The organism is Nonomuraea zeae (genome assembly GCF_005889725.1).
In the GTDB taxonomy this organism is placed as follows: Bacteria; Actinomycetota; Actinomycetes; order Streptosporangiales; family Streptosporangiaceae; genus Nonomuraea; species Nonomuraea zeae.
In genome coordinates this window covers 1-11,265 of the sequence record NZ_VCKX01000360.1, presented here as the reverse complement: position 1 = coordinate 11,265, position 11,265 = coordinate 1, and the positions used below count along the sequence as shown (strand labels likewise).

Annotated in this window: 11 protein-coding genes; 4 read left to right on the top strand and 7 right to left on the bottom strand. The window is 69.5% G+C overall.

The annotated features are described in order from the left end of the window. Together ETD85_RS54540 and ETD85_RS54535 are read left to right on the top strand one after the other, a co-directional pair. Nucleotides 1–1,094, top strand: a 1,094-nt coding sequence (locus ETD85_RS54540) for an aldehyde dehydrogenase family protein (protein WP_138697737.1), incomplete at its 5' end; no start/stop codon positions are given. A gap of 5 nt (nucleotides 1,095–1,099) precedes the next feature. Continuing rightward, nucleotides 1,100–1,543 (top strand): DUF3598 domain-containing protein, encoded by a 444-nt coding sequence (locus ETD85_RS54535; RefSeq protein ID WP_138697736.1) that lies wholly within the window; start codon nucleotides 1,100–1,102, stop codon nucleotides 1,541–1,543. A gap of 1 nt (nucleotide 1,544) precedes the next feature. On the opposite strand, the gene ETD85_RS54530 is transcribed toward ETD85_RS54535, so the two are convergent. From ETD85_RS54530 to ETD85_RS54500, 7 genes are all read right to left on the bottom strand, one after another. Then, nucleotides 1,545–2,369, bottom strand: a complete 825-nt coding sequence (locus ETD85_RS54530) for an ABC transporter permease (RefSeq protein WP_138697735.1) — start codon at nucleotides 2,367–2,369, stop codon at nucleotides 1,545–1,547. Next, entirely contained in the window at nucleotides 2,366–3,133 is a 768-nt protein-coding gene (locus ETD85_RS54525; RefSeq protein WP_138697734.1) for an ABC transporter permease, read from the bottom strand. Before ETD85_RS54525 ends, ETD85_RS54530 begins: the two co-directional genes overlap by 4 nt. Then, the gene (locus ETD85_RS54520; protein WP_138697733.1) at nucleotides 3,130–4,095 is read right to left on the bottom strand and encodes an ABC transporter substrate-binding protein; all 966 of its coding nucleotides are present in this window, start codon (nucleotides 4,093–4,095) and stop codon (nucleotides 3,130–3,132) included. Before ETD85_RS54520 ends, ETD85_RS54525 begins: the two co-directional genes overlap by 4 nt. A gap of 80 nt (nucleotides 4,096–4,175) precedes the next feature. After that, nucleotides 4,176–5,180, bottom strand: a complete 1,005-nt coding sequence (locus tag ETD85_RS54515) for a methyltransferase (RefSeq protein WP_138697732.1) — start codon at nucleotides 5,178–5,180, stop codon at nucleotides 4,176–4,178. Nucleotides 5,181–5,197: 17 nt separating this feature from the next. Further along, the gene (locus ETD85_RS54510) at nucleotides 5,198–5,977 is read right to left on the bottom strand and encodes an ABC transporter permease (protein ID WP_138697731.1); all 780 of its coding nucleotides are present in this window, start codon (nucleotides 5,975–5,977) and stop codon (nucleotides 5,198–5,200) included. Then, on the bottom strand, nucleotides 5,974–6,750 hold the full coding sequence (locus ETD85_RS54505) for an ABC transporter permease (RefSeq protein WP_138697730.1): 777 nt from the start codon (nucleotides 6,748–6,750) through the stop codon (nucleotides 5,974–5,976). The genes ETD85_RS54510 and ETD85_RS54505 overlap by 4 nt, the downstream gene beginning before the upstream one ends. Then, nucleotides 6,747–7,619, bottom strand: coding sequence for an ABC transporter substrate-binding protein (locus ETD85_RS54500; protein ID WP_138697729.1), 873 nt, complete (start codon nucleotides 7,617–7,619; stop codon nucleotides 6,747–6,749). Before ETD85_RS54500 ends, ETD85_RS54505 begins: the two co-directional genes overlap by 4 nt. 566 nt (nucleotides 7,620–8,185) lie before the next feature. On the opposite strand from ETD85_RS54500, the gene ETD85_RS54495 reads away from it, so the two are divergent. Both ETD85_RS54495 and ETD85_RS54490 read left to right on the top strand, forming a co-directional pair. After that, a complete protein-coding gene (locus tag ETD85_RS54495; protein ID WP_170247356.1) occupies nucleotides 8,186–10,969 on the top strand; it encodes a sensor histidine kinase in 2,784 nt (927 codons plus the stop codon). Between the two features lie 67 nt (nucleotides 10,970–11,036). Beyond that, a partial coding sequence (locus ETD85_RS54490; protein ID WP_138697727.1) for a roadblock/LC7 domain-containing protein occupies nucleotides 11,037–11,265 on the top strand: 229 nt, incomplete at its 3' end.

Here is an 11,265-nt window from a genome sequence, read left to right as displayed (position 1 = left end):
CGCCCCCGGCCGAGCGCCCCGCCTCCCTGCCCGGCGTCTTCGTGGGCGGCGACGCGGTGCCGTACGAGCTGGTGGGGGTGATCAGCCCGTACAACTTCCCGCTGCTGCTCGGCCTCATCGACGCGGTGCCCGCGCTGGCCGCCGGCTGCGCGGTGCTGGTCAAGCCGAGCGAGGTGACGCCGAGGTTCATCGAGCCGCTCATGCGGCTGGTCCCCGACGGGCTGCCGCTCCAGGTCGTCGAGGGTGACGGGCGGACCGGCGCGGCGCTGGTGGACCTGGTGGACGCCGTGGTCTTCACCGGTAGCGTCGAGACGGGGCAGGCGGTGGCGCGGGCCGCGGCGCGCGTGTTCGTGCCGGCGTTCCTGGAGCTGGGCGGCAAGGATCCGGCGATCGTGCTGGCCGGGGCCGACCTCGACCGGGCGGCCGCGGCGATCCTGTGGGGCGGCACCGCCAACGCCGGGCAGTCGTGCCAGTCCATCGAGCGCGTCTACGTGGCCCGCGAGGCGCACGACGAGTTCCTCGCGCTGCTCGCGGGCAAGGCCGCGCAGGTGGGCCTGACCTGCGAGGGCGGCCCGATCGGGCCCATCATCCGGCCGGACGGGGCCGAGAAGATCGCCGCGCAGCTGGCCGACGCCGTGGCCAGGGGAGCGATCGTGCACACGGGAGGCACGATCGAGCGGCACGGCGGCGGCCACTGGTGCCGCCCGACCGTGCTGTCCGGCGCCGACCATTCCATGCTGGTCATGACGGAGGAGACGTTCGGGCCGGTGCTGCCCGTCATGGCCGTGGACGGGCCGGACGAGGCGGTGGCCCTGGCCGACGACTCGCGCTACGGGCTGTCCGCCGCGGTCTTCGCCGCCCCGGAGGAGCAGGCCATGGCCGTGGCCGCCCGGCTGCGGGCCGGCGCGATTAGCGTCAACGACGCCTCGCTGACCGCGCTCGTGCACGAGGGCGAGAAGCACTCCTTCCGCAGGTCCGGGCTCGGCGGCTCCCGCATGGGGGACGCCTCCATCGCCCGGTTCCTGCGCCGCCGGGCCTTCCTGGTCAACCGATCCGACGCCGCCGATCCCTGGTGGCACCCGACGAAGGAGTAGCCCGTATGGGACTTCGCGCGGACATGCCGCTGCTGGCCCGCCACGAAGGCGAGTGGGAGGGCGAATATCTGCACCTCGACCGCGACGGCGCCCTGCTCGACCGGCACCGCGTCAGCATGACGTGCGTGATCGCCGACGACGCCGTCTACCACCAGACCAACCGCTACACCTGGGACGACGGGCGCACCGAGGTGCACGAGTTCCCCGGCGTCTATCTCGGCGGCGGGCGGTGCGGGTTCGACACCGAGCGGATCCAGGGCGAGTTCTGGGAGCTGGACGACACCACGATCTACCTGTCCTGGCGGTACAAGGCGGAGGAGGAGGACCTGCGCCTGTACGAGATGATCGTGCTGAGCAGCGACGGCGGGTCGCGCAGCAGGGTCTGGCAGTGGATCAAGGACGGCGAGTGCGTGCGGCGGACCCTGATCGACGAGCGCCGGGTGGGCTGAGTCAGCCGCCGTTCCTGGCGCCGCGGTGCCAGGACAGCACGGTGCGCTCGACGCCGAGGAAGGCGCCGTTGAGCGCGATGCCGAGCAGCCCGAGCAGCACGATCCCCGCCCACATGGCCGGGATGTCGAACTGGCTCTGCGCCTCCAGCATCCGGTGCCCGATGCCCTCGCTGCTGCCGACCAGCTCCGAGATGACCATCATGATCAGGGCCAGCGACACGCTCAGCCGCAGCCCGGCGAAGATCTTCGGGGCGGCGGCGGGCAGGATGATCCTGGTGAGCCGCTGCCAGGCGGACAGCCGGTAGACCGTGCCGGTCTCGATGTACTGCCGGTCGACGTGGCGGGCGCCGTCCATGGAGTTGATCAGTACGGGCCAGATGACGCCGTACACGATCGAGGCCAGCTCCATCGGGGTGCCGATCTCGAACAGCACCAGGAACACCGGCAGCAGCGTCGACGGCGGCACCGAGCGGCCGAAGTGCAGCAGCGGCTCGACCAGGGCCGACAGCCCGCGCGAGCGGCCGAGCGCGACCCCGGCCAGCACCCCGGCGGCGCAGGCCATCGCCCACCCCGCGAACAGCCTGGCCAGGCTCGGCAGCAGGTCGGCCAGCGCCTCGTCGGTCAGGAACGCCCGCGACGGCGGCCCCGAGAACCACATCTCGTGCAGCCGGACCACGATCCGCGACGGCGGCGGGAAGTACGCGGCCTGCGCCGAGCGCGTGGCCAGCTCCCAGGCCAGCACGGCCACGGGCAGCAGCCAGTACCACACCAGCCGCCGCCCGAACGGGCGCCGGGACGTGACGGCGCTCGTGGCGTTCGCGCTCATGCCGTCTCCCCGGTACGCGTCAGGTGCCAGCGGAACAGCCGCCGCTCGCCGGCCGTGAACAGCAGGTTGGCGGCCAGACCTATCACCCCGGCCCACACGGTCGCCGCCAGCATCCGGTCGATCCGGTTCGCGTTGCCGGCCAGGGACAGGAACGCGCCGATCCCGCCGCCGCCGGGCGCCAGCAGCTCCACGCTCACGGCCACGATCAGGGTGACGGAGACGGCGATCCGCACGCCGGTCGCGATGAACGGCGCCGCGCTCGGCAGGCTGACCCGCAGCACCACGGCCAGCGGGCCGAAGCCGAAGCTCCGCAGCGTGTCCTTGGCGAGCGGATCGACGTCGCTCAGGCCGTACATCGTGTTGATCAGCAGCGGCCAGGAGCAGGTGTAGACGATCAGCGCCGTCTTGGCGTCCTCGCTGGCCGGGAACAGGAACATGGCCAGCGGGATCAGCGCCACGGACGGGATCGGCCGCAGGAACTCCACCAGCGGCCGGGCCGAGCGCTCCAGGAAGGGCACCGTCCCGAACACCAGCCCGGCGGGCACGGCGACCGCGATCGCGATCGCCAGCCCGCTCAGGCAGGCCACCAGCGTGGCCAGCACGTCGGCCCGGAACTGGGCCTCCAGCGGCAGCCCGGCCGCCGCGACCAGCACATCCGACATGTACGGCAGGACGTCCGGAAGCACCCCAGCCCGTCCCGCCACCTCGGCGACGACCAGGAATCCCGCGATGCCCAGCGTCCCGAGCACGCCGCGAACGATCATCCGCTCAGCGGCGCGAAGAGCTGGGCCGCGTCCACCTTGGTCTTGATGTAGCCGTAACCGTGCATCAGGTCGGCCAGCTTCTGGACCCCGGCCTTGTCGGGCTCCATCGAGAACTTGCCGAGCGTCATGGCCGCCGCCGCGTCGGCGGGGATCTGCGTGTACGTCGGCACCACCTCGTCGATCGCCTTGCGATCGGCGCTGGCTATCTGCTGGGCCTTGGCCAGCGCCCGGTGCAGCGCGGCGGCCGTCTTCGGATTCTTGGCCAGCCAGTCCTCCGAGACGCCCCAGCCGTCGATCGGCACCCCGGCCGTCACGCCGTCCGTGGTGTCGATGATCTGCGTGGCGCCGCTCTTCTTGGCCGCGGTCAGGAACGGCTCGACCAGCCAGGCCGCGTCCACCTTCCCGGAGGACAGGGCGGCGAGCTGGTCGGCGAACTGCACGGGGACGTACTTGACCTCCTCCGGCTTGATGCCGGAGTCCTGGAGGTGGGCGTTGGTCAGCGTCTGCCCGAGCGCCTTCAGCACGTTGACCGCGATCGTCTTGCCCCTGAGGTCGGCCGCCGCCTTGATGGGCGAGCCCTTGGCCACCACGACCCCGGCGACGTTGGGGGCGGCCTCCTGGCTGTGCTGGAAGAGCTTCAGCTTGGCCGCGCCCGAGTCGTTGATCGTCATCAGCGCCACGTAGCTCGTCATGAACGCGTCCATGCTGCCGTTGAGGATCTTCGGCATGACCGCCTGCGGAGCTTGGATGATCTCCGTCTTGACGGTCAGGCCCTCCTCCTTGAAGAAACCGCGTTTCTCCGCGATGAACAGCGACGACGACGACGGCACCGGCACCACGCCGATCAGGAGCTGGGTCTTCTCCAAGCCGCCGGAGGCAGCCGTGCCGCCGCTGTCCGGGCCCGTGTCACCTCCGCCTCCTCCTCCGCCGCCGCACGCGCTGAGCGTGAGGGCGATCGCCATACCCGCGACTACGATCCTGGCCAGCTTCATCTCACTGCCTTTCTCGATGTCCGTCGATCAGGTGGAGCAGGAGGGGGATCTCAGCGGGGTCTGGCCTCCAGGAGGCTCGAACCCGAGCCGAGCTCGACGATATCGCTCAGAGCCAGGTCAGCCTGGGCGAACAGCGCCGCGAACTCCTCGCGGGTGCGCTCGGCGCCGCCGTTGAAGATGGCCAGCATGCGCAGGTCGATGTCCTTGCCGAGGTGCGGCGCCTCGTCGTCGGGCAGCGCCACCTCCAGCACCAGGACCCGCCCGGAAGGGTCCATGGCCTGGCGGACGTTGCGCAGGATCCTGAGCGCGTCGTCGTCGTCCCAGTTGTGCAGCACGCTGGCCAGCAGGTAGACGTCCGCGCCCGCCGGGACGCCGGCGAAGAAGTCGCCGGAGACGACCTCGGATCTGTCGGCCAGGCCCTCGGCGGCCAGCGTCTCCCTGGCCCGGCCGGTCACGTGGTCGAGATCGAGCAGGATGCCGCGCATGCTCGGGTTGGCGTGCAGGACCGTGGCCAGGATGTGGCCCTTGCCGCCGGCCACGTCCACCATGGTGGCATTCTCGGGGAATGTGTAGCGCTTGGCCAGGTTCTCCGTGAAGGGGATGGCCCTGGCGGTCATGTAGTCGTCGAACATCTTGCTCGTCGCCGGGTTCGCGGCCAAGTGGTCGTACAGGTGGCCGTGGCGCTTGATGAAGGCCGAGCTGCCGTCGCGGACCGTGGCGGGCAGCGCGCCCATGGCGTACCAGAAGCCCTCCTCGCCCAGCATGCGGATCGAGGAGCGGATGGAGTCGGGCACGTCCGAGCGCAGCGCGGTGCCGCGCTCGGTCAGGTCGTACATGTCGGGCCCGGCCGAGCGGACCACGTCGAGGCTGGCGAGCTCGCGCAGCACCCGGCGCAGCGACGGGGCGTGTGCCCCGCAGCGCCTGGCCAGCTCGGCGGAGTCGAGGGGCCCGTCGGCCAGGTGGTCGGCCACGCCGAGCTCCGCCATGGTCAGCAACGCGGCGAAACGGGATATGTCGCCTACGGCTCCCCAGAGGAGGTCATCGGAATGGGGCATATGTCCTTCCAGGGGTTCTACGGATTGCGGGTGGCTTGCCGATGCCAGACGAGTACGCGGCGCTCGGCCAGCACGAAGAGGGAGTTGACGACGTAGCCGAGGATGCCGAGCAGCGCGATCGCCGCCCAGACTCCGGCGCCGTCGAAGCTGCGCTGGGCCTGCAGCAGCTGGTAGCCGATGCCGTTGGAACCGCCGAGCAGCTCGGTGATCACCATGAGGATCAGCGCGAGCGACAGGCTCAGCCGCAGCCCGGCGAAGATCTTGGGCGAGGCGGCGGGCAGGACGACCACGCGCAGGCGCTGCAGCCTGGTCAGGTTGAAGACGGTGGCGGTCTCGGTGTACGTGCGGTCCACCGCTCTGACGCCGTCGATCGAGTTGAGCAGCACCGGCCAGACCACGCCGAACACGATCGTGACGAGCTGCGTGGTCAGCTCCACCTGGAACAGCACCACGAACAGCGGCACCAGCAGCGGCGGCGGGATGGCCCGGCCGAACTCGATCAGCGGGTCCACGTAGTCGGTCGCCGAGCGCGAGCGGCCCAGCAGCACGCCGAGCGAGATGCCGATCACCGCGGCCAGGATCCAGCCGGAGAACATGCGGCCGAGGCTCGGCAGGAGATTGTCGATCGCGCCCTCGGTGAGGAAGACGCTGGCGATCGGCCCGGAGAACCACAGCTCGTACATGCGCACGACGATCGTCGTGGGCGGCGGGAAGTCGGGGTCCTCCAGCAGCCGGCCGACGACCTCCCAGGCGACCAGCACGACCGGGATCACCCAGAGCCTGGAGATCACTTTCACGACTCGGCCGCCCCCGTCCGCATGCGGTGCCAGTGGAACAGCCGGCGCTCGCCGGCCATCAGCAGGAGGTTCGCCAGCACGCCGATGACGCCGGCCCAGAACGTCGCCGCCATGATGAGGTCCGTCCTGTTGCCGCTGCCGGCCACGTTCACGTAGACGCCGATCCCGGCGACTCCGCCGGCCAGCAGCTCGGCGCTGACGGCCAGGACGAGCGCGACACCGGCGGCGATCCTGACCCCTGTCGCGACGAACGGGGCGGCGCTGGGCAGGCTCACCCTGAGGAGCACGGCCGATCCGCCGAAGCCGAAGCTGCGCAGCGACTCCTTGGCCAGCGGGTCCACGTCGTGCATGCCGTAGAGGGTGTTGATGAGGATCGGCCAGATGGAGGCGTACACGATGACCGAGACCTTCATCAGCTCGTCCACCGGGATCAGCAGGATCGCCAGGGGGATGATGGCCACGGAGGGGATCGGCCGCATGAACTCCAGCACCGGCCTGATCGCGCGCTCCACCGGGGCCAGCGCGCCGAGCAGCACTCCCGCGGGCACGGCCACCGCGATCGCGATCAGCAGGCCGAGCGCCCAGTTGGTGAGCGTGGTGCCGACCCCGCTCAGGAACTCGGTGTCGCCCAGCAGGCCGACGGCTTCGTACAGGATGGTCGAGGGGGCGGGGAAGTCCAGGTCGTCGCTGACGACGAACCGGATCACCAGCTCCCCGAGAACGAGGAACCCCGCGGCGCCGGCGGCGCCGCGGAGCAGTCGTGCACCGGTCATCCGCTTGACGGCGCCGCGATGACGGACTTCACGTCGATCGGGCTCTTGAGGTAGCCGTACTCGAGCATCAGGTCGGCGACCTTCTGCAGGCGGTTCTCGTTCAGCTCACTCGGGTAGGTGCCGAGCGTGATCACCGATGCCGTCTTGGCGTCGATCTTCGTGTACGTCGGCAGCATGGCCTCGATCTCCTTGCGGTCGGAGGAGGCGAGCTGCTGGGCCTTGGAGATCGCGCGCTGGAAGGCGGCCAGCGTCTTCGGGTACTTCGCGGACCACTCCTCGCTGGCCATCCAGCCGGCGATGGGGAGGTCCTCCGTCTGGCCGGTCATCGTGTCGGCCAGCTTGCGGAAGCCGTTCGCGCTCTGGTTGGCCGTGATGAACGGCTCGGTGATCCAGCCGGCGTCGGCCTGGCCGCTCTTGATGGCGTTGCCCATGTCGGGGAACGGCTTCTCGACGAACTTGACGTCGGCCTTCGTGAGACCCGCCACCTTGAGCTGCGTCTCCACCGCCAGCGTGGCGACGTTGTTCAGGTTGTTGACCAGAACGGTCTTGCCCTTCAGGTCCGCCACGGTCTTAACCGGCGAGTTGCCGGGGACCATGATGTTGAAGGTGTTCGGGCCCGCCTGGTACATGTCGGCGACCAGCTTGATCTTCTTGCCGTTGCTGACGGCGAGGAAGGTCGAGACGTAGTTGGTCTGCGAGATGTCGAGCTGACCGCTCTCGACCATCGGCACGGCCACCGCGCCACCGGTGATCGGAACGGGCTCCACCGTCAGGCCCTCTTCCTTGAAGAAGCCCTTGGCGTTGGCGATATAGAGCGAAACGGGGTCGGGAATGGGGAGAGCCCCTACCTTGATGGTGGTTTTCTCCAAGCCGTTGCTGTTGGCTGAGGACGTCGGAGACTCGTTGCCTCCGCCGCAGCCGGCAAGGGTGAGAGCGACTGTGACGCCGAGAACAATGGCGTGACAGCGCAGTTTGCGTGTCATGGGGGGTTCTCCTACCAGGGGGGAAGCTTCTGGAGATCGGCACGGGATGCCGGGCGTGAAGCGTACCGGAGGGGAGATCCGATCGGCAGCACTATGCCTCGTATATGCAGTTTATCTGCTAAATATGACTGTCCACCTCTATAGATGTAAATATAGTGATACATCACCGTTATCGACCTAATGTCCGAATTGAAATGTTGGTTGCGCTCTGTGGTCAAGGGCTTGCGACGTGAACAATGTGTGACTTGGAACGGTTGAAAACTGGTGAGACGTTGGCTGAAGTATGAGGTTTGTGCTCAAATTGGGCCTCGAAACTTGCCTGCGATCACTCGTCCTCGCGACGAAGCCGCTGAGACCCCCCACAAGCAGGCCATGGCGAGAGGTTGCCACCAGTGAGGACAACAACGACCGGCCCCGGTCGTGGTAGGGCTCCGGACGTTCCGGAACAGTCTGTGGGCGGTGAGCTGCCGGAGGCGCAGTCGCCCAGGTCGGGTAGCCCGCTCGCGCTGCGCAACTGGCGTGTACGTACCCGCCTCATCGCTCTCATCGCCATCCCCACCATCGTGGGCGTGATCCTTGGCGCGCTGCGCGTCACCACCTCGATCAGCAGCGCGCAGGAATACCAGCACATCAGCGAGGTCGGCTCGCTGATCACCCAGCTCGGAGAGCTTTCCCGCGACGTCGGTCTCGAACGCGACCTGGCCAGCCGGTTCGTCGTCTCCGGCAAGCGCAGCATCGAGGCCAGCCGGCTCAAGAGCCAGCAGGAGATCGTGGACGCCAGCGTCAAGCGCACCTTGGCGGTCGCGAAGACGGCCGAGCCGTCGCTGTCCGACCTCGGCCGCAGGAACCTCGACCGCATCAGGACCCGGCTCAACCAGCTCCCGTCGCTGCGCGAAACCGCCAGCAAGTCGCAGCTCCCGCCGCTGCCGACGATGGAGAAGTACTCCGAGACCGTCGCCGACATGCTCCAGCTCTACGACGAGCTCGGCCAGGGCTCCACGGACGAGGCGCTCATCTCCACCTCCGCCGCGCTGCGGGCCATCGCCCGCGCCGAGGAGCAAGCCTCCAAGCAGCGGGCCCTGCTGACGATCGCGCTGGTGCGAGGCTCTTTCGAAGAGCCCGAGTTCGACGCCTTCCTCGACGCCCGATCCCGGCGCGAAGGCGAGCGGGCGTCGTTCCGCGCGGTGGCCACCCCCGCCCAGCGCCAGACCTTCGACAACACCGTCGCCAGCGTCAAGATCGGCCGCGCCGAGCTCTACATCACCAGGGCCGTGCTGCTCCAGAACGGCGGGCAGTCGCTGCTCAGGCTCGACCCTTCCACCAGGAAGGACACCGACCTCTGGTTCGAGTCCATCAGCGAGACCGTCGACCGGTTCCACCAGGTGCAGAAGTCGCTGTCGGAGCAGGTGGCCACCCGCAGTGCCGACGTCGCCAGCGGCGAACGGCAACTGGCCGCCATCAACATCGGCCTCGTGGTCGTGCTGCTGGTCCTGGTCCTCGCGATCACCGCCCTCATGGCCGGCTCGCTCGTACGGCCGCTGCGCCGCCTGCGCGGTGACGCGCTGAAGGTCGCCGGCCAGACCCTGCCGGAGCTCGTCCGCCAGTTGCGCAACAGCGATGTCAACCCCGAGCAGCTACGGGTGCCGCCGATCGAGATCTCCTCCAAGGACGAGATCGGTGAAGTGGCGCGGGCGTTCGACGAGGTGCACCGTGAGGCGGTGCGGCTGGCGGGTGAGGAGTCGCGGCTGCGCAGCAATGTGAACGCGATGTTCGTGAACCTGTCGCGGCGTAGTCAGACGCTGGTTGAGCGGCAGATCACCTTGATCGACGGGCTGGAGCAGGGCGAGCAGGACGAGCAGCGGCTCGGGAACCTGTTCAAGCTGGACCATCTGGCCACGCGTATGCGGCGTAACAGTGAGAACCTGCTGGTGCTGGCGGGTCAGGATCCGCCGCGCCGGTGGAGCCAGCCGGTCAAGCTGGTGGACGTGGCACGTGCCTCGCTCTCGGAGGTCGAGAACTACGAGCGGGTCGTCCTGGAGGTGCCCGAAGGCGTCTCCATCGCCGGACAGGCCGTCAACGACATCATCCACCTGCTCGCCGAGCTGATCGAGAACGCGCTGTCGTTCTCGCCCCGCGAGACCCGCGTACCCGTCTCCGGCAGCCGGATCGACGGCGGCGGCATCATGCTCTCCATCAGCGACTCCGGCATCGGCATGACCGGCGAGGAGCTGGTGCAGGCCAACGAGCGGCTGATGGACGCGCCCACCGTGGACGTCTCCGTCTCGCGCCGCATGGGCCTGTTCGTGGTCGCCAGGCTGGCCCACCGCCACGGCATCCGGGTGCAGCTGCGCCCGCACGGCTCGGGCGGCCTGACCGCCATGGTCCTCATCCCCGAGTCGCTGCTCGGCGCGCAGGCCCCGTCATACGCGGGCTCCACGCCCGCCGCGACCGGCGCTCCCGCCGGACCCTCCCGCGAGGAGGCGTTCAACACGCCGCAGCCGGTGGCGGCCAGCCCGTGGCCGGCCTCGTCCTACCAGCTCGGCCCCGGGCATCCGTCCTACCCGTCCTACCCGTCGGAGCCGGTCCCGCAGAACGGCTCCTGGCCGTCGACGCCCGCCTGGCCCGCCGAGGCAGGCGGCTGGATGTCCTCCGACTCCTCGGACTCCTCCTCCGACGTGTGGGTGTCCTCTCGCGGACCCGCGACGGGGGAGACGGCGCTGCCCCAGCGCGGCTCCCGGCCCGAGGAGGCCCGCCCGTGGTCGCGCGAGCAGCCGGCGTCCATGGCCCAGCGCTACGACTACCCGGAGACGGAGTCCGCCGCGACGGGCCCGATCCCGGTGGTGAAGCCGGCTTCGGCCGGCGACGAGTACCTGCCGATCTTCGCCTCGGTCGAGTCGGCCTGGTTCGACCACGGCGTCGAGGGCGGCGCCACCTGGGGCTCGGCCAAGGCCGACGCCGGCTGGAGCGCCGCGGAGGCCGTGGTGGAGCCGGTACGTGACGGCGCGACCGCGGCCGGGCTGCCCAAGCGGGTGCCCAAGGCCAACCTGGTGCCCGGCTCGGCCGACACCGTCTCGGCACCGAAGGGCGTCGCCCCCATGCCGGCGGTCTCGCCCGACCGGGTGCGCAGCAGGTTGTCCAGCTTCCAGCAGGGCTTCAGAGCCGCACGCGACGACATCAGCGAGGGCAGGACGTACTCGTCCGGCCCGATGAACAACAGTAGGGATGAGGGCGCATGAGCGAGCGAAGCGAGCGGCCAGTCGAGCACAGCCGACTGTCGTTCATGCGACCGGCGGAGGAGAGCGTATGAACGACCTGAGCCACGCGGCACGCGGGGTGGATTGGTTAATCACCGACTTCGTCAGTACCGTTCCGGGGGTCGCGCACGCGGTGGTCGTCTCGTCCGATGGGTTGCCGTTGGCGGCTTCGTCGGGTTTTCCGGCTGATCGGGCTGATCAGCTGGCTGCGATCGCGTCGGGGTTGGTGAGTTTGACGCAGGGTGCGGCCAGGGTGTTCGAGGGTGGTGCGGTCAATC

What these genes read in the sequence shown, in the direction of transcription:
- ETD85_RS54535 (WP_138697736.1), top strand. Translation starts at nt 1,100, where the DNA reads ATGGGACTTCGCGCGGACATGCCGCTGCTGGCCCGCCACGAAGGCGAG.
- ETD85_RS54530 (WP_138697735.1), bottom strand. Translation starts at nt 2,369, where the DNA reads ATGAGCGCGAACGCCACGAGCGCCGTCACGTCCCGGCGCCCGTTCGGG.
- ETD85_RS54525 (WP_138697734.1), bottom strand. Translation starts at nt 3,133, where the DNA reads ATGATCGTTCGCGGCGTGCTCGGGACGCTGGGCATCGCGGGATTCCTG.
- ETD85_RS54520 (WP_138697733.1), bottom strand. Translation starts at nt 4,095, where the DNA reads ATGGCGATCGCCCTCACGCTCAGCGCGTGCGGCGGCGGAGGAGGAGGC.
- ETD85_RS54515 (WP_138697732.1), bottom strand. Translation starts at nt 5,180, where the DNA reads ATGCCCCATTCCGATGACCTCCTCTGGGGAGCCGTAGGCGACATATCC.
- ETD85_RS54505 (WP_138697730.1), bottom strand. Translation starts at nt 6,750, where the DNA reads ATGACCGGTGCACGACTGCTCCGCGGCGCCGCCGGCGCCGCGGGGTTC.